This is a genomic window from Parasedimentitalea nitratireducens (assembly GCF_057444295.1).
This window is the reverse complement of sequence record NZ_JBYAXC010000022.1, coordinates 1-20,688: the sequence shown is the minus strand read 5'-3', so window position 1 is coordinate 20,688 and position 20,688 is coordinate 1. Positions and strand designations below refer to the sequence as shown.

18 protein-coding genes, 2 pseudogenes and 1 riboswitch are annotated in these 20,688 nt (G+C 54.1%); of the genes and pseudogenes, 10 read left to right on the top strand and 10 right to left on the bottom strand.

Going from position 1 to position 20,688, the window contains the following annotated elements; genetic code table 11:
* Window positions 1–10 precede the first annotated feature (10 nt).
* The 5 genes from AC2T28_RS24135 (at window position 11) to AC2T28_RS24115 (ending at window position 4,502) form a co-directional block, all read left to right on the top strand.
* Window positions 11–229 (top strand): hypothetical protein, encoded by a 219-nt coding sequence (locus AC2T28_RS24135; RefSeq protein WP_486751160.1) that lies wholly within the window; start codon window positions 11–13, stop codon window positions 227–229.
* Window positions 230–285: 56 nt separating this feature from the next.
* Entirely contained in the window at window positions 286–603 is a 318-nt protein-coding gene (locus AC2T28_RS24130; protein ID WP_486751159.1) for a sensor histidine kinase, read from the top strand.
* A gap of 148 nt (window positions 604–751) precedes the next feature.
* Window positions 752–2,284 (top strand): DUF4153 domain-containing protein, encoded by a 1,533-nt coding sequence (locus AC2T28_RS24125; protein ID WP_486751158.1) that lies wholly within the window; start codon window positions 752–754, stop codon window positions 2,282–2,284.
* A gap of 8 nt (window positions 2,285–2,292) precedes the next feature.
* Window positions 2,293–2,985, top strand: a complete 693-nt coding sequence (locus AC2T28_RS24120; protein ID WP_486751157.1) for a response regulator — start codon at window positions 2,293–2,295, stop codon at window positions 2,983–2,985.
* Window positions 2,970–4,502 carry a sensor histidine kinase gene (locus AC2T28_RS24115; protein ID WP_486751156.1) on the top strand — a complete coding sequence of 511 codons (1,533 nt, stop codon included), beginning with the start codon at window positions 2,970–2,972 and terminating at the stop codon, window positions 4,500–4,502. Before AC2T28_RS24120 ends, AC2T28_RS24115 begins: the two co-directional genes overlap by 16 nt.
* A 36-nt stretch (window positions 4,503–4,538) precedes the next feature.
* Here AC2T28_RS24115 and thiD read toward each other — a convergent pair whose 3' ends face one another.
* From thiD to AC2T28_RS24065, 10 genes are all read right to left on the bottom strand, one after another.
* A complete protein-coding gene (thiD, locus tag AC2T28_RS24110) occupies window positions 4,539–5,261 on the bottom strand; it encodes a bifunctional hydroxymethylpyrimidine kinase/phosphomethylpyrimidine kinase (protein ID WP_486751155.1) in 723 nt (240 codons plus the stop codon).
* Window positions 5,258–5,848: a thiamine phosphate synthase gene (locus AC2T28_RS24105; RefSeq protein WP_486751173.1), complete on the bottom strand. Its 591-nt coding sequence runs from the start codon at window positions 5,846–5,848 to the stop codon at window positions 5,258–5,260. Before AC2T28_RS24105 ends, thiD begins: the two co-directional genes overlap by 4 nt.
* A complete protein-coding gene (locus tag AC2T28_RS24100) occupies window positions 5,848–6,615 on the bottom strand; it encodes a thiazole synthase (RefSeq protein ID WP_486751154.1) in 768 nt (255 codons plus the stop codon). The genes AC2T28_RS24105 and AC2T28_RS24100 overlap by 1 nt, the downstream gene beginning before the upstream one ends.
* A 1-nt stretch (window position 6,616) precedes the next feature.
* Window positions 6,617–6,814, bottom strand: a complete 198-nt coding sequence (gene thiS, locus AC2T28_RS24095) for a sulfur carrier protein ThiS (protein ID WP_486751153.1) — start codon at window positions 6,812–6,814, stop codon at window positions 6,617–6,619.
* Window positions 6,783–7,751: an FAD-dependent oxidoreductase gene (locus tag AC2T28_RS24090; protein ID WP_486751152.1), complete on the bottom strand. Its 969-nt coding sequence runs from the start codon at window positions 7,749–7,751 to the stop codon at window positions 6,783–6,785. The genes thiS and AC2T28_RS24090 overlap by 32 nt, the downstream gene beginning before the upstream one ends.
* The gene (gene thiC, locus AC2T28_RS24085) at window positions 7,748–9,559 is read right to left on the bottom strand and encodes a phosphomethylpyrimidine synthase ThiC (protein WP_486751151.1); all 1,812 of its coding nucleotides are present in this window, start codon (window positions 9,557–9,559) and stop codon (window positions 7,748–7,750) included. Before thiC ends, AC2T28_RS24090 begins: the two co-directional genes overlap by 4 nt.
* A 120-nt stretch (window positions 9,560–9,679) precedes the next feature.
* A riboswitch (TPP riboswitch) is annotated at window positions 9,680–9,800 on the bottom strand.
* An 81-nt stretch (window positions 9,801–9,881) separates the two neighbouring features.
* Window positions 9,882–11,102 carry an FCD domain-containing protein gene (locus AC2T28_RS24080; RefSeq protein WP_486751150.1) on the bottom strand — a complete coding sequence of 407 codons (1,221 nt, stop codon included), beginning with the start codon at window positions 11,100–11,102 and terminating at the stop codon, window positions 9,882–9,884.
* A gap of 90 nt (window positions 11,103–11,192) precedes the next feature.
* Window positions 11,193–12,650 (bottom strand): TRAP transporter large permease, encoded by a 1,458-nt coding sequence (locus AC2T28_RS24075; RefSeq protein ID WP_486751149.1) that lies wholly within the window; start codon window positions 12,648–12,650, stop codon window positions 11,193–11,195.
* A 1-nt stretch (window position 12,651) separates the two neighbouring features.
* A complete protein-coding gene (locus tag AC2T28_RS24070) occupies window positions 12,652–13,212 on the bottom strand; it encodes a TRAP transporter small permease subunit (RefSeq protein WP_486751148.1) in 561 nt (186 codons plus the stop codon).
* A 60-nt stretch (window positions 13,213–13,272) separates the two neighbouring features.
* Window positions 13,273–14,313 carry a TRAP transporter substrate-binding protein gene (locus AC2T28_RS24065; RefSeq protein ID WP_486751147.1) on the bottom strand — a complete coding sequence of 347 codons (1,041 nt, stop codon included), beginning with the start codon at window positions 14,311–14,313 and terminating at the stop codon, window positions 13,273–13,275.
* A gap of 192 nt (window positions 14,314–14,505) precedes the next feature.
* On the opposite strand from AC2T28_RS24065, the gene AC2T28_RS24060 reads away from it, so the two are divergent.
* The 5 genes and pseudogenes from AC2T28_RS24060 to AC2T28_RS24040 form a co-directional block, all read left to right on the top strand.
* Window positions 14,506–15,639, top strand: coding sequence for a DUF4147 domain-containing protein (locus tag AC2T28_RS24060; RefSeq protein WP_486751146.1), 1,134 nt, complete (start codon window positions 14,506–14,508; stop codon window positions 15,637–15,639).
* Window positions 15,640–15,790: 151 nt separating this feature from the next.
* The gene (locus tag AC2T28_RS24055; RefSeq protein ID WP_486751145.1) at window positions 15,791–18,370 is read left to right on the top strand and encodes a response regulator; all 2,580 of its coding nucleotides are present in this window, start codon (window positions 15,791–15,793) and stop codon (window positions 18,368–18,370) included.
* Entirely contained in the window at window positions 18,345–19,481 is a 1,137-nt protein-coding gene (locus tag AC2T28_RS24050) for a hybrid sensor histidine kinase/response regulator (RefSeq protein ID WP_486751172.1), read from the top strand. Before AC2T28_RS24055 ends, AC2T28_RS24050 begins: the two co-directional genes overlap by 26 nt.
* A 637-nt stretch (window positions 19,482–20,118) precedes the next feature.
* Window positions 20,119–20,517, top strand: a pseudogene (locus tag AC2T28_RS24045) (7-carboxy-7-deazaguanine synthase QueE); the annotation flags it as partial.
* Window positions 20,518–20,529: 12 nt separating this feature from the next.
* A pseudogene (locus AC2T28_RS24040) lies at window positions 20,530–20,688 on the top strand (preQ(1) synthase); the annotation flags it as partial.

The following is a 20,688-nucleotide window of genomic DNA, read 5'->3' as shown; positions in this document are numbered from 1 at the left end:
GGTTCAGTCCATGGCCGAAGCGGTACGGGATGCCTCTGCTGGCCAGGATCGGGACACGCGGATTTCGGAGCTTATCCTTGCGGCACGAAACTCGGCACATGTTGCCGATCAGCTGTTGTCCTTAGACCATCTGCAACAGCCGATCACTGCCTCGACGTTTGAAAAGCTGGATTTTCCCAACTGGCCCAAGGTGTTTGTGAGGATATTGGCTCGCAGGTTCTGTCCCTAGGGGTCGAATTTGAGCTGATATCTGCAGAGCAGCCAGTTTTTGTTCTGGGAGACCCGGTGTTTCTGGCTGAGGCGATCAAAAACCTGATCGATAACGTCCTAAAACATGCCGGGCCCAAGTTGAACATGATCACTGTTGCAATTACCTGCACCGAACACTTGGTGCACCTGACAGTGGCTGACGACGGCAAAGGGCTGCCCCCCGAGCAAAGAGAAACGGCGTTTCGACGGTTTTCGCAGATTGAACCCTCGCAAGGGAGCGGGTTGGGGTTGGCTATCGCTTCGTCGGTGGCCGAGCGACACAACGGGGAGCTGTTGATCAATCATGTTGACGTTGGTGCCAGTCTGACGCTCACCCTGCCCCGCGAAACATAGCACGACAGCTCAGGCTTTTCCGCTCGACTTTAGCCTGCACAAATCCTGCACAAAACAACTTTCTCATCTGCACAACTCATGACCAAGACATGCAAACGGGTCCGCCAGTTTGCACTCCAGAAACAAAGTGATTTCCTGGAGAAAACAGATGAGCAGGCAACTAATTCTTGATGGCGTTCCCGATTGCATTCGACAGGATGGCTGGTGGTTAGCCAGTGACGCCACCAGCGCTACGGAAGATGCCCAGCGCAGCGACAAGTCTGCACAGCCAACCTTCCTCAAACGGCACCCCATTGCCTTTCCCGCCTTGGTGTTTCTGGTTCTGCTGGCGGACTGGTTGTTCTGGCAACGCAATCTGGGAATTTCCGTTGCGCTTTTCGCACTTGCGGTTTGCTCGATCATTCTGGCGCTCAAACCTGGTGGTGCCAACCGCAGACAGACCATAACGACGTTTGTGTTTGAGCTGTCCTGTAACCTACCCGTTATAGAGCAGCTCCAACCGCTGTCGCTGCTGTTTAGCTTTGCTGGTGTCATAACCTTGGCAGGTTGGGTTGCCTATGATCAGATTTTGGATTGGTGGCAACTGCTCGCAGCTTTCCTGCGGATCTCAACCAAAGGGGCATCTCAACTTCCCTTTGGTGTAGCAAAGGAAATCAAGGCAGGGCGTGTCAAAGTAAGTTTCAAACAGCGGATAAAAGACCTCGTGCTCCCTCTGTCGGTTGGACTTGTTTTCCTTGTCCTGCTCAGCTCGGCCAACCCAATGCTTGAACTGTTTCTTGATCAATTATCTGCGCTGGAGTTCCTGTCGGGCAAACAGCTCGCGCGCGGTGTCTTCTGGATCATTGCAGCCTCGCTGATCTGGCCATACCTAAATCTGCGTGAAAAATGGCTTGGGCCCATTGCAACAGCCCCGAAAACGCGCGCCATTCAATCCTCGTGGTTAAGTGCCATTGTAAACCCGACTTCCGTTCGGAACTCGCTTGTGTTGTTCAACCTACTTTTCCTTGCCCAAACAGCTATGGACCTTGGCGTTCTGACTGGGGGCGTGTCGTTGCCCGAGGGAATGAGCCATGCCAGCTATGCCCACCGCGGGGCGTATCCGCTGGTGGCAACTGCACTCTTGGCTGGTGTATTTGCCATTGCCACCCACAAGATGATCAAAGACGACCGTTTTCAGCAGGGCTTGATGTACCTGTGGTTGGGGCAAAACCTGTTCCTGGTCATTACCGCAGCCTATCGTCTGCAGTTGTATGTTGAGGCCTACAGCCTGACCTATATGCGGATTGCGGCCTTTATCTGGATGCTGCTGGTTTTTGTCGGCCTTCTTCTCACCATTGTGAAAATCGCCCGCTGCAAAAGCATTTCCTGGTTGCTGAGCACCAACATGGCAACCATGATGGCGACGCTTTATCTGTGTTGTTTTGTGAACTTTGCCTATGTGATTGCGGACTACAACCTGAACCACACGACCTCAGTCTCCCGCCAGGACCATGGATACATCTGTAGTCTGGGGGAACAGGCGCTTCCCCCGATTCTGGAGCACGAACGGAAAACGAGCTCAGTTATATGCCATATCTCTTTTAACGACCGACCTAAATTCACCCCAATCAACAACTGGCGCGAATGGGGCTTTCGCCGGGGCCGTCTGCAGGCTTATCTTAGCGAAAATTATTACAGGTAACGCAATAGATGGCTGCCCGAATTCTTATTGTCGATGACGACCCCAATATCCGCGAGGTCATTGGCTTTGCGCTTGAAAACTCAGGGTACTCTATCTCAACCGCAGACAATGGGTTGGCCGCACTTGAGATCGTAGAAGCGACCAATCCAGATTTGATCGTCTTGGACATTGGGTTGCCTGAAATGGATGGGTTGGATGTCTGTCGCGCTGTCAGGAGAAGCTCGGAGGTGCCGATCCTTTTCCTGACAGCGCGGGATGATGAGATTGACCGGATCATCGGCCTTGAGATTGGCGGGGATGACTATGTCACCAAGCCGTTTTCCCCCCGCGAATTGGTTGCGCGGATCAAGGCGATTTTGAAACGGGTTGCCCCGGCAGCAGAGACCCCAAAACCTGTCTTTGTTCAGGGGGATTTGGAAATTGATGCGGAACGGCATTTGTGCCTAGTGGCAAAGGCCGAAGTCACATTGACCGCGTCAGAGTTTGCCCTGCTCAAGGCGCTGATGGCCAAGCCTGAAAACGTCTTGTCCCGACAACAACTTACAGATGCGGTTTACGGCAACAACGTCCATGTCTCGGACCGAACAATTGACAGCCATATCCGCAACATCCGCAGCAAGCTGAGCAAAGCAGGATGCCCAGAGAGCATTATCACGGTGCACGGTGTGGGCTTGAGGATGGGATCATGTCAGACGGGGTAAAGTCAGGCTGGCGACCACGTCTTTGGGCTGTGGTTCTGCTGGTGCTTGGGCTGGTGTTGTGCTTGCCCTTTGCCGGGCTATTTCTGTTCAAGTTCTACGCCAGTCAGTTGGTGCAACAAACCGAGGAAAGCCTGCTGTCTCAGGCCTCGGTTCTATCGGCCACCTATGCCCAGCTGTATGAAAAGCAAAGCGGTGAGGCAGAGACTACCCCTGTTGAGCAGCAAAACATCACGCCGATTTTTCCCTCCATATCAATTAGCAGCGATACTGTTCTTCCGCCCCGCCCTGATGCAGCCCCAAGCCTTCAGACCCAAAGCGATGTCTATCGCAATATTGGGTCCCAACTTACCCAGATCGCTGAGGTATCCCAGGCCAGAACACTCGCCGGTTACAGAATGCTTGACGCACGCGGGATCGTGATCGGAGGCAGCGCCGAAGTTGGGCTATCGCTGGCTGCAGTCGAGGAAGTTGCGCGGGCATTGGCTGGCGAAACGGTGTCGGTGGCCCGTGTGCGTATTCGGGAAGGCGGCGAACCCTTTCTTTATGCTTTTAGCCGTGGGACCCGGGTTCGGGTGTTTGTGGCAATGCCGGTCACCGTCAATGGAGAGGTCATCGGCGCCGTTTATCTAAGCCGTACTCCCAACCATATTTTCCGGTTTCTCTATAGCGAGCGGTTCACGCTGGCCAAGGTTGGTTTGTTTATCCTGATTTCAACGTCATTGATTGGTTGGGTTTTCTGGCGGTTTATCACCCGCCCTATTCACGCATTGATGCAGCGCACCCAGTCTACCGGGACCGACGGCCAGAGATGGGAACCCATTGCGCATTTTGGCACGCGGGAAATCGAAAACCTAAGCAACAGTTTTCAGTCGCTAACCGAACGGCTTCAGAGCCAACAGGATGCACTTAAGTCTTACACCGCACATGTAACACACGAGCTAAAGTCACCTCTGACAGCAGTGAAGGGTGCTGCCGAACTGCTGCGTGATAGTAAGATGTCACCGGAACAACAGGACAGGTTTCTGGACAACATCGAACGAGATGCCGAGCGTATGGAGGACCTACTGGCCTGTATGCGGGAGTTTAGTCTAGCCGACCAAAACGCCCATTCTGGGACCTGCACGCTAGAGGCACTTGCCCCTGCGCTGCAGCAGCGATTTCCTGGTCTTGAAGTCGAGGTTTCAACCCCGTCAGTATCGTTACCCGCTCACCAGAACACGATGCAGATTATCCTGACCCATCTGCTGGAAAACGCAGCCCAGCATGGGGCGCAAAAGGTTGTTCTGGACACCGGCCACGCACCTGACGGGGCCTGGATGACAATCACAGATAATGGCACAGGCATCAGTGCCGGAAACCAACAGAAAATCATGACCCCCTTTTTCACCACCCGCCGCGATCAGGGGGGAACAGGCATGGGGTTGAACATTGTAAAGTCCACGGTTTCGGCCTTGGGCGGTAGCCTTGTTTTGGAGCCGCAGGACGTTGGCACCCGCTTTCGCGTGACGTTTAGCTAGCTACTTGTCGCCCGCTGTGAAGCCGGTTGATGTGGCTTAGTTCGCCTCAGCAATCCAGTTGTGAATAAACGCTATGGATCTAGCAACCGCCTGTTGCAGATCTTGCCCCTGGGCAAGATGGCAGGCGATGGCGGTGGCCAAGGAACAGCCCGTACCCCGTCGACCCTTACTTAAACGAGGCGCGCTAAAGTGGTGCCTCTGTGCGGCTTGAAACAACAGGTCAACGCACTCGTCTCCCGCACCATGACCGCCTTTGATCAATACGGCTTGGGCCCCTTGGTGTTGCAGTCCCTTCGCCTGCATCGCGATGTCTTGCTCTGACAGGGCGGCGGGAGACCCGGTGAGAACGGCTGCCTCGTCCAGGTTGGGGGTTATCAGCGTGGCCATGGCAAAGATATCTTGCAGGCTATCCCCCAGGAACAGCGCGCCGCCGGAGCTGGATTTCAGGACTGGATCAACGACGATGGGGATGTCTTTACCGGACAAAGCGACGACGATGGCGGTAGCGCAGGACGCGCTGCCGATCATCCCGATTTTGACCGCGTCCGGAGGGCTATCTGCAAAAGCTGCCTCGATCTGCGCCGCAACCAGCTGCGGCGGCACCTGGTGAATTTGCAGCAGCGCCGAATTGGTCTGCGCCGTGACGCAGGTGACCACAGGTTTGACTGCGCAGACCAATTCGCCTGCCACCGCTGTGTCACGGGTGAGCCCGGCACCACCACTGCTGTCCGTTCCTGCGATCACCAAGATCCGTTTCATGCGCAGGCCTTGATCCATTCGCGGGTGCGCGTCTCGGGGCACTCGGCCATTTGGATATCGGTCACCACGGCGGCACTGTCGGCCCCGGCGGCGAACACACCCGGCAGACGCTCGGGCGTCAGGCCACCAATGGCGACCAGAGGCGTCTGCCCGGCCCGGCGTTTCCAGTCAGAAACGCGATCAAGCCCCTGCGGTCCCCATTTCATTTTCTTGAGCAGGGTTGGATAGACCGGCCCCAACGCGATGTAGGCCGGGTCTTTGGACAATGCCCGCTCCATTTCCTCCTCGTCATGGGTTGATAGGCCATATTGGACGCCAGCCCGCCGCAGGGCGTCATAGTCGGCTGTGTCCATGTCTTCCTGGCCCAGGTGTACAAAGTTGCAGTTCAGGTCCAATGCGGCCTGCCAATAGTCATTCACCACCAGCTGCGCGCGGTGCACAGCGCAGAAATCGCGGGCGCGGGTGATCTGACGGCGCACTTCCGCTTCGGGCTGATCCTTGATGCGAAGCTGCACAAGTTTGACGCCATGGGGCACCAACAGCTCCAGCTGTGATACGTGACTGACGATTAGATAAAACTTCTCCATCATGAGAACTCCGCAAGGCCAAGGATTGGGGTGGAGGGAACCGCCATGTCGCGCGGTTCTATTGGGTCGGCCAGGAAGCCATTGCGCCCAGCCTTAACAGCCTGCGCCATGGCACTGGCCATGCCTTTGGGATCATTTGCCTTGGCAACGGCTGTGTTCATCAGCACCGCATCCATACCCAGCTCCATCACCTGCGCAGCATGTGAGGGCCGACCGATGCCAGCATCGACAATTAGCGGCGTGTCCGGGAAATGCGCCCGCATGGCACGCAGGGCATCCGGATTGCGCAGCCCCTGCCCCGATCCAATCGGTGCCCCCCAGGGCATCAGAACCTCGCAGCCCGCCTCAATCAGCTTTTCGCCGACGATCAGATCATCCGTGGTGTATGGGAAAACCTTGAACCCATCAGCGCAGAGGATCCTCGCAGCCTCGACCAGGGCAAAGACATCGGGTTGCAGGTTGTCCGAATGGCCGATCACTTCAAGCTTGATCCAGCTGGTTGCAAAGACTTCGCGTGCCATCTGCGCCGTCGTGATTGCCTCGTCTGCCGTATGGCACCCGGCCGTATTGGGCAGGATATGGCAACCCGTGTCGCGCAGCATTTCAAAGAAACCCTCGCCTGATCCATCTGCCGTTTCGCGCCGCAGAGAAACTGTGACGACTTCAGTGCCGCTTGCTTGAATGGCGTCGATCATATTTGCCGGTGATGGGTATAAAGCGGTTCCCAACAACAGACGGGAGGATAGTTCAGCGCCATAGAATTGCATCTCAGCCCCCCTTCATTGGCGACAGGATTTCCAACCGGTCCCCTTGGTTGAGCGTTGTTGTTTCGCGTTCTGTACGCGGCACAAAGCTACCGTTCACCGCAGTCGCAATTGACGGGCTGCCAAAGCCCAGTTCGAGCAACGCGGCTGAAAGAGAGGTGTTCTCTATCTCACGCGGTTCGGCGTTCACTGAAATTTTCATTGTTCTGTTCCTGTGAAAACTGTTCTGCCAACTGGCCCGCCAAGGTGGGGGCCAAAAGGAATCCATGTCGGTACATGCCATTTACGTGGGTCGTTGCGCCCTGCTGCACCAGGCGCGGCACATTGTCGGCAAAGGCTGGCCGCAGGCCGGTTCCAGTCTCTATCACGCTCGCCTCAGCCAGGCCGGGGTGCAGTGTGAAAGCAGCACCAAGAAGTTCGAGCAGTGAGCGAAGAGTAATCGGCCGCTTTGAACTGCTCTCAACCATAGTGGCGCCGATCATGTAGATGCCATTGCCACGCGGCACCAAGTACATGGGAATGCGCGGGTGCAACAGCCGTACGGTGCGGGTGATGCTCACATCTGGGGCTTCGATTATTGCCATCTCACCGCGCACGGGGCGTAGATGAGACAAGGTCGAAGCCATGCCCCGGCAGTCCACATCGACTTGATCCGGTGCTGCGGTGCCATAGTGAATTGTGGCTCCCTGTTCCTGAACACTGCGGGTCAGATCAATTAAGGCTTGGCGTGGGTCAAGATGGGCTTCGTCTGCAAAATACAGAGCTTGATTGAACCGCCCAGCCAGAGCTGGTTCGAGAGCTGTGATCTCCTTGCTGTCGATAGCTTGGTGGCGTTCTGTCCGTCGGGCAAAACGGGTCAACTCGGCATGGTCGCGCAGGGGCGCAACAACCAGTGTTCCGCGCTGATCGACATGCGTGATCTGCTGCCACCAATCAATGGCCCCTGACCCCAGCCTCACCACTTCGGGCTCGGCCGTTTCACCCTCGCACCACGGCGCCAACATGCCCCCGGCGAACCAGGAGCATGGGTTGTCGGATGGTGCGCTGCCGGTCTCGTACATCGTGACAGGCAGCCCGCGTTTGGACAGCTCATAGGCGCAGGCGAGACCGGCTACGCCTGCACCTGCGATGGTGATCATTCGGCGGGTTCCGACTTAGCACTGTCGACCGGCATATAGAGATCTCCGCCTTCACGGAATTTCTCGGCCATGGCCTCCATGCCTTCCTTCTGTGCTTCGGTCCGGATGTCGTGGGAAATCCGCATCGAGCAGAATTTCGGCCCGCACATGGAGCAGAAATGCGCGACCTTGTGGGCCTCTTTGGGCAGGGTCTGATCGTGGAATTCGCGTGCTGTATCTGGATCCAGTGACAGGTTGAATTGATCTTCCCAGCGGAATTCGAATCGTGCGCGGCTCAGCGCATCATCGCGACGCTGCGCGCCCGGCAAGCCCTTGGCCAGATCAGCGGCGTGGGCGGCGATCTTATAGGTGATCACCCCGGTTTTCACGTCATCGCGGTCTGGCAAGCCGAGGTGCTCTTTGGGTGTCACATAGCAGAGCATCGCGCAACCAAACCAACCGATCATAGCAGCACCGATACCAGAGGTGATGTGATCATAGCCCGGCGCAATATCGGTGGTCAGTGGCCCAAGTGTGTAGAACGGTGCTTCGTGGCAGCACTCCAGCTGCTTGTCCATGTTCTCTTTGATCTTGTGCATGGCCACATGGCCCGGCCCTTCGATCATCACCTGACAGTCCTTGGCCCACGCGATTTTGGTCAGCTCACCCAGGGTTTCTAGCTCGGCAAACTGTGCCTCGTCATTGGCATCGGCAATGGAGCCAGGACGCAACCCGTCGCCCAGGCTAAAGGCCACGTCGTATTTGCGGCAGATGTCACAGATTTCGTCAAAATGCTCGTACAGGAAGCTTTCCTTGTGGTGGTGCAGGCACCACTTGGCCATGATCGAGCCACCGCGCGAGACAATCCCAGTCACACGCTCAACGGTCATCGGAACCATGTGCAACCGCACCCCAGCGTGGATCGTGAAGTAATCCACGCCCTGCTCGGCCTGTTCGATCAGGGTGTCGCGGAACACTTCCCAAGTCAGGTCTTCAGCAATGCCGTTCACCTTTTCCAGCGCCTGATACATCGGCACCGTGCCAATGGGCACCGGGCTGTTGCGCACAATCCATTCGCGGGTGTTGTGGATGTTGCGCCCTGTCGACAGGTCCATCACCGTGTCTGCACCCCAACGGATTGACCAAACCAGCTTATCGACTTCTTCCTCCATCGAGGAGCTGACAGCCGAGGTTCCCATATTGGCGTTGATCTTTACCAGGAAGTTCCGCCCGATGATCATCGGTTCGGATTCCGGGTGGTTGATGTTGGATGGGATAATGGCGCGCCCTGCTGCGATTTCATCGCGGACAAATTCTGGCGTTACGTGGTCGGGAATATTGGCACCGAAATCATTGCCATCGCGATGGCATGGCGCGGTTTCCAGCAATTGGTTTTCGCGGATGGCGACATATTCCATTTCGGGGGTGATGATGCCAGCACGGGCATAAGCCAGCTGTGTCACCGCCTTGCCATCCTTAGCCCGCAAGGGCCGTGGGCGCACTGGGAACTCGGGAGTCAGACGGTCTCCTTTGACAAACCCGTTGTCAGCAGCGGTGATTTCACGGCCCTCGTATTCTTCAACATCACCACGTGCTTCCACCCAAGCGCGACGCTGTGGTGCCAGGCCTTGGCGAATATCGGTCAACACGTCCGGATCTGTGTATGGGCCTGAACTGTCGTAAACCGGCAGCGGTGCCTCTCCTGCGGTGGGATGCACAGAGATTTCGCGCATTGGAACACGAATTTCGGGATGCAGGCTGCCGTTCACATAGATTTTGCGCGACGCAGGCAATGCGCCCGTAGTGATTTTGGGATTAGGGACGTTCATATCGGTGTGCTCCTCAAGCTTGCACTTAAAAAGACACCAGCGGATTTTGGGCTTGGGAAACACCTGCGGGCCGGACTTCGGGCCCACATATGGTTGCGCAATGACGTGAGGACCAAAGCCCAATATGCGCACCTAGCTTCCTACGCCAGTATCAACTGGGTCAGGTTCAAAGGGTCGCGACACTGAGCATTTGCTCTATTCGCCTCTCAGTCCCTTGCTTGGGACTCCCCCGCGTGCGGATTTGGTAGCCTATAGATTGTGCGGAAACAAGATCCATTCTTGGGCGGGTTTAATTTCCCACCTACTCGGCAAAGTCTTGTCCCTACCCCAACAAACGTCGCGCTGTTGCGACTTCGTGCAGGTGATCCTGTTCGCGCAGTTTCCGTAGGTTTCGCAGAACATAAGCCAGATGCTCCTGCATCGCCTCGCTTGCCTTATCAGCGTTACGGTCAGCTATCGTCTCGATGATCTGAGTGTGCTGCTTGTGAATGGTGGACTGATCGCTGCGCATCTCCATGTGCTTGTTCAGCCACTGGTTTGTGGTTCGCGAAAACACCGGGGCAAGGGCCGCATCGATCAGGGGATACACCGGGTTTTGTGAGCAATCAGCAATCAGACGGTGAAGAGCGGTGTCCAGCTTGCTGTAGTTTGTAGGCGCATTGTCAGCCACAACTGTCATCTCGTCCAGCTGTTCCATCAGGGCATTGCGTTGTTGTTCACTTGCATTTGTCGCGGCCTGAACGGCGGCATGCTTTTCCGTGATCAACCGAAGCTCATACACAGATTCAATGGACAGCGGGTGCCGCAACACGACATCGACCAACTGCTGGGGATCACTACCAGCAACGTCGGAACCACCCAGTTTTCCAGCTCCCGCCGGTTCAGCGAGGCCGGGTTTCAGCGCCTGATGAAAGGCTTGCCGGTCAAAGGTGAAGTCACCCGTTTTGCTGACAATCTCGATAAAGGCAGAGGCATCCTCGGCATTTGAACACAGCCGTTTAAACGAAGCCTTTAGATAAGGAGCCATGACAAGCTGCAACGCATAGTGGGTTTGGCTTAGGAAGAAGTTGTAACACCCATCCAGGATCACCCGGTTCAGCGTTTCAAACCCAACTAAAGCGCCCGCCACGTCTTCGCCTGCAACTGACTGTTTGAGAATGCGAACCGCCTGGAGAAGCGCAACCTTGTCGCTGTTTTGGGCTTTCTTTCGGGCCAGCAGAACCGCCTCTTGAAAGAAGACCAGCCAGTAATCCAGCAGGTGGCCAGCATCACGGTCTGCGATCTTTTGCAGCCCAGGCACCAGAAGGTCCGCCATCACATTGGTGGCGTGATAGCGCTTGCCATTCAATGTCAGAAGGCCCTTGTCTCGTAGACTGCCCAAGGCATTGCGCAGCGAGGTGCGCGAGACATCGAACTCTTCCGCCAGCCGACGTTCAGACGCCAAGGGCTGATCGGGCCAGAAGGCACCGCCCAGGATCAGTGCCTCTAGCTTTTGTTCAAGGCTTTCAGACACATTGGGGATTTTGATCGACAGAGTTCTCATATCTCCAGATCCTATAGACTATTGAATTGGCCGAAAAGAGGACAAGTGGCCAGACCGCAAGAAGAGCAACGGTCTGGCCACAGTGGTCGCCTATTGTAACAGAACACGCGGCAACCACATTGCGAGCTCAGGAAAACGCATAACAAGCGCCAACCCGGTGAGCTGCAATATCACAAAGGGGATGATGCCCTTGTAGATGTGTTGGATCTTGATCTCGGGCGGCGCCACTGCCTTGAGGTAGAACAGCGCAAAGCCAAAGGGGGGCGTCAGGAACGAGGTCTGAAGGTTGATCGCCATCAGGATGGCAAACCAATAGACCATATCCACCGCTGCAACGTGGTCACCAAAGTCCAGCTTGGCGATGATGGGCGCGAACACCGGCAGTACGATCAGGGTGATTTCGATCCAGTCAAAGAAGAAGCCAAGGCAGAACACCAGCACCATCAGCGCAATCAGGATGCCCCAGCTACCCAAGCCCCAGCTGTCAAAGATGTGGATGACCACATCCTCGCCGCCGATTTGGCGGAACACATAGCTGAACAGCGTCGCCCCAATGAAGATACCAAAGATCATCGCGTTGGTCAGAGCTGAACGCTGCACCACATCCCAGACCACCTTGCAAAACGCCCAGATAGATCCGTTGGTTGGTTCGCTTTCAATGTGCGCGGTGTCTTCGCCAAATGACATTTCTTTGACGCCAAGTTTGGGCAAGATCACAAGGTTCAACAGGCCAAGTAGCATTGCACCAGCGGCCCCGACAGATGCGGCCTCGGTTGGGGTGGCGAGGCCTCCCAAAATCGAGCCCAGAACAATCACGATCAACATTACCGGCGGCACAAACGACCGCAGGACCATCACCCATGCACCGCCTGCGTTTTCCAGCTTGAGATCGGTTTTGGGCTTGGGGGCCAGTTCGGGTTTCAGCCAGCAGATGAACACGATGTAGATCATGTAAAACCCGGCCAGCATAAAGCCGGGGATGATCGCCGCGACAAACAGGTTGCCCACCGATTTGGACAGCAGATCCGCCATGATCACCAGCATGATCGATGGTGGGATCAGGATGCCAAGGGTGCCGGATGCGGCGATTGTGCCGGATGCTAACGCGGGCGAGTACCCCTTCTGCATCATGACAGGCAGTGCCAACAGGGACATCATTACTACTGATGCGCCGATGATACCGGTTGTTGCAGCCAGGATTGTCCCCATCATCACCACTGACAGCGCCAGCCCACCAGGAACACGGCGCAGCAGGTATTGCAGGCAGTTCAGCAGGTCGCGGGCAATGCCGGATTTTTCCAACATGGTGCCCATGAAGATGAACATCGGGATCGCCGTCAGGATCAGGTTTTCGGCAATCGAACCATAGACCCGCGCCGGAATGGCATTGAACTGCGGCCAGTCAAACAGCCACGGATCCACCAAAATGGCGATAAAGGCAAAGCTGAGACCGATGCCACCCAGGATGAAGGCCACAGGAAAGCCTGAGAACAGGAAGACGGCCAGAGCAGCAAACATCAACAGTGGGAGGAGTTGAGCAATTTCCATGTTAATGCCCCCCGCCCAAAACGTGGGACTCTTCAATGGCGGTCAGCTTGCCACGCAGACCATCAATGCATTTTAACAACTGCGAGACGCCTGCGATAAACAGCAGCACAAACATCACCAGCAACATGGATTTGATGATCCAGAAATTGGTTAGACCGATGGTCGAAGGGGAAACCTCGCTGTCGCGCCACGAGATGTAGACGTAGTTATAGGTATAGCGGGCAGCGATGGCCGAGAATGGCAGCAGGAAGACCAACAGACCAAAGATTTCAAAGCCGTATTTAACCCTGGTTGGGACAAGTTCACGAACAAGGTCGATACGTACGTGAGATTGCCGGGTAAAGGCATAGGCCATGACCAGTGAAAACAGGATTGTATGAGCCCAGTATTCGCTTTCTTGCAGCATGGTAGAGTTCAGGCCTGCAAACTTGGGCAAGCCAAAATAGCGGGTCATCACGTCGTAGACCGTGATGCAGACCAGGGCGAGCATGGCCACACTGCCAATGCGCGCAAACAGGCCAAGCAGCTGGTCAAGCCGCGTGTAGATAGTTGAGAAGGACATTTATTGCTCCGGAGAAGACAAACGCCGGGCGTGACTTGCCCGGCGTTCTTTGATTTGCGCTTATTTAAGGTAAGCGTTGTCTTTCCAGACATTGTAGCCAGCACGGAACTCTTGCAGTGCGCCCCAAGCTTCAGCAAAGATTTCGGATTCACCTTTGAGCTCTTCAGCCACGGCATCCCAATTTTCTTCAAAAACAGCCAGTTGCTCGTCATTCCACTGGCGCACATTGACGCTGTGCTCTTCTTGCAGACGCTTCAGAGCGATACCGTTGATTGCCTCACCTTCAGCCAGCATGTTGGTATAGTTGGCGCGGCAAGCGGTCCGGATCGCCAGTTGCTGACCGTCGCTCATACCATTCCATGTATCAAGGTTGATGATCAGGTCCTGCAGGGTCGACTGCTGGTGCCATCCGGGGAAGTAGTTGTACTTGGCCAGCTGATGAAAGCCGGCGGCTTCGTCCACAACAGGCATCGAATACTCGGTTGCGTCGATCGCACCGCGCTCAAGCGCTGGATAGATTTCACCGCCGGGCAACAGTTGCGTATCAACGCCCATACGCTGCATGACACGTGCGCCAAGGCCAAAGAACCGCATCTTGATGCCGTCGAGCTGGTCGAGCGAGGTAATTTCGTCGCGGAACCAACCGGCGGTTTCAGGTGGGGAAACACCACAGATTTCTGAGTGAACATTGAACTTAGAATACAATTTGTCGTTCAGCAGCTCTTGGCCGCCGCCATAGAACATCCAGGCAGCGTATTCACCAGCACCCGGTCCAAATGGGACGGCCGAGAACAAGGCAAACGCAATGTCTTTTTTGGTGTTGTAGCCAGGGTTGGTCCAAGCGGCATCCGCTGTACCAGCACCAACGGCATCGAGAACTTCAAAGGGTGGAACCAAGGCATTGGGTTCATAAAACCGCATTTCGACGTCACCACCGGTGATTGCCGTTACAGCCTCGGTCAGCGCCACGCCTGACGAGCCCAGCAATGGCTGCGATGATGGAAAGGACGATGCAACTTTCATCCGAACTGGCGCTGCTGTTGCAACACTTGCTGCAACAAGAGTGGCCGCAGCTGTGGCTGCTATAGTGAGTCTCTTCATGGTTTCCTCCCGGTATAAAAAAGACCATATATCAGTGCATCGGTTTTTTAAAATCCGCAAGTTCAAAATTTCACCTGCAGTCTATTTTCAGGTAACTAACTGATTTGAAATATTTAATATTTCAATTGCACATCAACAAGCATCCAGGCTAAAAACCTTAACGTGAATTAAATCCAAGTAGGCGACGCTAGAATGCACGGAACTAAAAGAACCAAACTTCTCAATTTGTTTCACAATGGTGTCTCGGCTGTGAAGGGCGACAGAGCTGTCCACAGATGGCTGCCACGCTCGGAGATCCTACAACCAACCCACATTCTTGCGGCCGGAAAAGCTGCTGTATCCATGTTCGAGGGGCTGCCAACCGCATGGCGCGCCCTTGCCCCCTCGCTTGTCATCACCAAGACCGATCATCTTGGCTCTGCCGATCTGGGCAGCAACGTAGCCACGCTTGAGGCCAGTCACCCCATTCCTGACCTCACCTCACTGATTGCCGGTAAAACCGCACTCGATTTTGTGGAAGGCTGCGACGCCAACAGCCGGCTTCTTTTGCTTATTTCGGGTGGCGCGTCTTCACTTGTCGAACACCTGAAGGATGGCGCCGACTATGCCGAGCTTGTTGAGGCCACTAAGGCCGCATTGAGCGAGGGCGCTGACATTGCAGAAATAAACCGCCGACGAAAAGACCTGTCCGCCGTCAAAGGGGGCCAGCTGCTGTCTGCGTTCAAGGGACGTCGCGTGGATGTTTTGGCAATCTCTGATGTCTGCGGCGACGGGATTGATGTAATTGGCTCTGGATTGGGGGCAGAACCCCAGGATGCAACCTTTGATTACTCTGCAAGCATCATTGCATCTAACGCCGTTGCCAGACAGGCTGTTTCGCAGGGCGCACAAAGCCTGGGCATTCCCGTCATCGCAAATGAAGAGACGATGTATGCAGACGTCATCGACGTCGCCAATGACATCGCTCGCGACGTGAATAGCGGACCCAGCGGCCTGTACATCTATGGCGGCGAGCCCACTGTCGTTCTTCCCGAAAACCCGGGCGCAGGTGGGCGCAATCAGGCGCTCGCGCTTGAACTTTCACGCCACTTTCGCAACCACGATAACATCATCGGACTGGTTGCCGGAACCGATGGAACTGATGGCCCAACCGATGCTGCAGGTGCCTATGTGGACGGGACGATATTTGACAAAAAACCTGGTGCAGAAACAGCATTGCGCCAAGCCAATTCTGCCAGCCATCTGGCGCACACTGGCGCACAGATCAAGACCGGCCCAACAGGTACAAATGTGATGGATCTCGCCATCATCCTAAAACAGAGCTAGGCAAGGCACTTACCCCCTGCCCTGCACCTATCAACCAAAAGCGAAGCCGAACAGCATACCCACCTGCGACTATTAAATTTTCAGGTTTGAAATCATCTATTATGGTAACACATTAAGTTAACGGTGATTTGAACATGGAACGGGCAGCCATATGTGGGCAATTGGCGAACAAAGAATAAGATTCAGCCTCAGCCAAATCATGTGGCTGCTGTTCTTCGCCATGTTCATCCCACTATTCATCCTGATCATAAACGTAGAAAGCGCCACCAGCCGTAGTCTTGAACAAGCCCGACAGGTACGTGATGACGACGTTCCCGGTGCGATCCTGTACCTACAGATTCTGGATGAAATTGGCGACCTTCACTCCAATGTGCTCGACTATCTTGCAGGTGAAGAAGACGAGCTGGTGGATTTTGACGCCAACCTGGAAGAATTCAAACTGTTTCTGGCCGCGCTAAAGCCGCTGGAAACTCGACCAGTAGAGCTCTCGCAGCTGACCCAAGTCGAAGCCTTGGTGTATGAGTATGAAACGCGCACCCGAAATGAAATTTTTGGTATCTACTCACCTGCAACCGAAAGGAAAGCTGTTCGGCGGGCAGATCGCCTAGAAAACACATCTGGCAAAATCCTACGTGAGGAGCTTTGGGCTATTAGCGAACGCGCCTATCATAAGCTCCTTGAAGAAAGCAGGGAAGGCACGATCTCTCGATCAACCCTGACCGTTTTCAACCATTACCGCCAGCTCAACAACATCGCTCCAGAAATGATAAACTCGGTCTCGGAATACGTGTTTGGGGAGCCTGAAGAAGAACAAATCTTTTACGAGACCTCCGAGCGGTTTGGCCAATTGTTAAGCTCGATATCATCTCTGCCGCACTCCGTTGATGAACAGATCGCGCTGAACAGAATAGCGCAGCTACACCTAACCATACAAAAAACAGCAGAGAACATTTTCGAAATCTATGATTCCGAAGCCAAGCTTGAAGCACTTAAGGCCGCTGACAACCTTGAACATATTGTGATGTCTCGAACCGAGGCGCTGCTCGATGCGGCAACAATCGAAGAAACCGGGGAAGCCGCAGCTGAGCTAGACCGCCTTGCAAAGTCAATTGTCACGTTCCGCAATTGGTTTCGGCTTGCTTCGATTATCCTAACGGTTGGTTTTGGCGTATTTTTTCTGTTCATCAGCCGTCAGGTTTCAGGATCATTTCGCGAAGCCGTTGATGTTGCCAATACCATTGCCTCAGGCCGAAGCTCAAATGAGCCTGTCAAAACCGAAGGACCGCGTGAAGTGGTTGAATTACATACGGCTTTGGCGTCGATGTCACAGCGCATCGAGGAACAAAGGGAAGCTGTACAGTCCGCAAATGTGGCCCAGTCTGCAAACTTGGCAAAATCGCAATTCTTACGGTCGATGTCGCATGAAATAAGAACGCCGCTTAACTCCATCCTTGGCTTCACTGATGTGCTGTTTCGCGATCAATCGCTATCGGACGTAAACAAAGCCCATGTTGACCGCATCAAGCGTAGCGGAAGACATCTGCTTGCCTTGATCAACGACGTTCTTGATATGTCAAAGATCGAGTCTGGCCACCTTGAAGTCGAAAACGCATCAGTGCCGATAGAAGAATTGACCAGTGATCTCAAATCCATCATGGGCTTTAGAGCTGACGAAAAAGGGTTGAATTTCGAAGTGGAAGTCCACCCAGATGTTCCCGACTTCATTGCCACTGATTACGGGAAGTTGAGACAAATATTGATCAACTTGTTGGGTAACGCAGTGAAATTCACCCAAATCGGAGAGGTGTCCATAACGGTCGCAACTCACACCAAACGCAGTGGATATCAAGAAATTGCCTTTGATGTAAAAGACACAGGCTCTGGTGTTCCAAAAGCAGACCAGGAACGCATATTCAACACATTTGAGCAGGCCAAAGGCCGCCATCACACAGAGGGCTCGGGGTTGGGCCTCGCTATCAGTCGGGAATATGCTTTACTGATGAATGGAGACCTTTATCTCGTTAACTCTTCAGAGAGAGGCAGTCACTTTCGCTTAGTGCTACCGCTGATCGTTGGAACAGGCCGCTCTGCACTTCCCCCAAGGTCCAAGACCGAAATTACCCCAAAGAGCTCTGCCGATCATAAAGCTGCCAAAATCCTGGTCGTGGACGATGTAACAAGCAATCGTGAGCTTATCGTATCGCTTCTTAGCGACAAACCATATCAGCTGATTGAAGCCGTTGATGGGCAAGAGGCAGTTGGAAAGTACAAGAACGAAAAACCGGATCTCGTTCTAATGGATATTCGAATGCCAGAAATGGATGGTTTTGAAGCGACACAAAACATCCTGTCCACTCCGGAAGGTCGCGATGCGCGTATCATTGCGGTAACTGCAAACGCATTTGACGAAGACAAAGAAAGAGCGTTGGCGGTAGGCATGATCGACTTCCTTAGAAAACCGTTGGACGAAGCTGCTCTTTTCGCTGCCATTGATCGCAACTTGGCCAAGGCTGGTACAAACCAAACAAACTGGTCAGAATTGGACGATGGAAACCTAAGCACTCTGGCAAATGCACTTGAAACTCTTTCAGTTGCCCGACTTGAAGCGACTTTAACAAACCTTGCAGATAAAGACCCCTCGTTGATTTCGATGATCCGAAGACGAACCGCAGACTTCGAGCACGAACAAATGCTGAAAGAGATTGGTGAAGTTCTTCATGGTAACTCCTGATCGCGCAAACAAAGTTCTCGCTATTGACGACGATGTCGACAGCCTCGCCTTGCTCGTGCCAATCCTGACTAACCTTGGGTACGACACACGCGCAGGAACAAGCGCTGAGATGGCTATGAAAGCCATCAAGGCTTCTCCTCCGGATATCATTTTACTGGACGTCGAAATGCCGGGAATGAGCGGGATCGAATTTTGCAAAAAACTTAAAACGCTAGAGGGATACCGCAATATACCCGTCATCTTTCTGAGCGGTCGCATCACACCTGAGGACAAAGTGAGCGCCTTTGCGGCTGGCGCAAGTGATTACATCGAAAAGCCCTATAACATCGAAGAAGTCGCCGCACGGATCAGGGTTCATCTTGCCCTTGAAACCATGCGCAAAGATCAAGCCGAACACGCAGAAATGCTTGAACATCTTTTGCGCTCTCGGATGGCAGCCGACAAGCATCGTGAGGACCAAACCACAATGCTGGTTCATGATCTCAGGTCCCCGCTTCAAGGGATCGGCGGAGTACTGGAAATGGTAGAGGAAAATTTAGAACTAGCACCCGACAAGGACCTGCAGGACATGGTCAGCAGCGCCATTGGCAATGTGAATCGTATTGCCGGCTATGCAAATGATATGCTTGAACTAAGCAGACTAAAATCCGGCCGAATGCCCGTACAAATGCGTGCCGTGACGGTGGATCAGATTTTTGATCAGACCTATGAGATCTTGAACTACGACCCAATTTTCCAATTTGAGCCATCCAAGTTGGTTGTAGGAGCTGATCTTCATTTAACCCTACGTGTCCTCGCCAATCTTTGCTTCAACGCAACCAAATACGCCGGCAACAACGGAGCTGTCGAAATCGAAGCCCGAGAAGATCGGGATGACACAGTTCACTTTACGGTCCGCGACCATGGCCCAGGAATTCCAGCTGATGAATTGGAAAGAATATTCGAACGCTTCTATCAGCTGAAAAAGGACGAAAGGTCCGACGCTTCATCTACCGGTCTTGGGCTGGCGTTTTGCAAAAGGTCCATCGAGGCACAAGGTGGCAGGATATCCGCTCGGAACCATCCGCAACAAGGCGCCATATTCAGCTTTTGGCTTGAGAAAGCTGGGTAGAACAAGAGCAGCATTACTCTACTGCTCAGCTCTTGCCCGTAGCCCAACGATATTTAGATCACTGACATCGGCAACTCCACAAACCAAATTGAAACATCCTTGCGAATTGTCTTCGACAATCGGAAGGGCCAAAGAGACCCAGCTACTTACCGTGAGCCTGAGGTACCGGCGTTTTGCTTGAAAACTCTGGTCTGACGTCTGCTTTTGGCAACCACCAGGCCACGGCTTTCTTGTCAGGGGTAACTGCATCAGCGCTGTGGCCTTTATCATCGAACTGACAACATAGTTGGTCACTTGGCATCTGAGCTCGGGACGCGACCATCATTGAATCTGCAAATATATTTAACATCTCTCTTCTCCGTACAGGCTATAGTTACATTATCAACCTACCCCACACCACACGCAGAGGTAGAAGAGAATTCGAAAATCGATATTCTAAAATTGCTCGAAAGAACCCTTAGGGCGCGCCGCCCCCTTCAAGAGAGTAATAATTTGCCGCCCCATGGATTGGGGTCTAGGAAACCAGACACACTTTAAACGAGAGCCTGTTCTTGTTAGCGTTCAACTGAAGCCATTTTTGAGGTATAACTTGGTGCAAGATCGTCAGACGGCGTGACGTTGTTTAAGCTCTCATGATCAAGGATCAGTAACACAAAACTGGTTCAGCGAGCTGTCCACACTGATCCTCAGCCCCAAACCGCCATCCTCGGGGGAAACGGTGGGCTGGGCCAAGTTCGGCGACTGCATCACTCAGGCCAAGCAGGCCGAAACGGTGATGAAAATCGTGATCTTTGACGAGGCTGATTATGATTGGGCCCGCGAGGTCGCAAAGCGGTATCCCGACCTGCCGTTGTACCTGCAACCAGGCAACCATACTCCACCGCCGCCCGAATCCGAGGATGCCGAGATCGACATGGACGGCATCATGAACCGCTACGAGTGGTTGATCGACAAAACCCTGGGGGATCACTGGTATACTCCCACCATCCTGCCACAGCTGCATGTGCTCGTCTGGGGCAACAAACGCGGCGTTTGAAGGAACAATACAATGGCAAATGAAGACATCTATGCAAACCTAACCCAGATTGGTGGTAAAACCGAACTCCCCAACTCACCCGAAGAAGCGCTGTTGGAACGCGTTCCGAACCCGCAAGCCGGAACGGACTATGCGGTACGTTTCACCGCGCCCGAGTTCACCTCGCTGTGC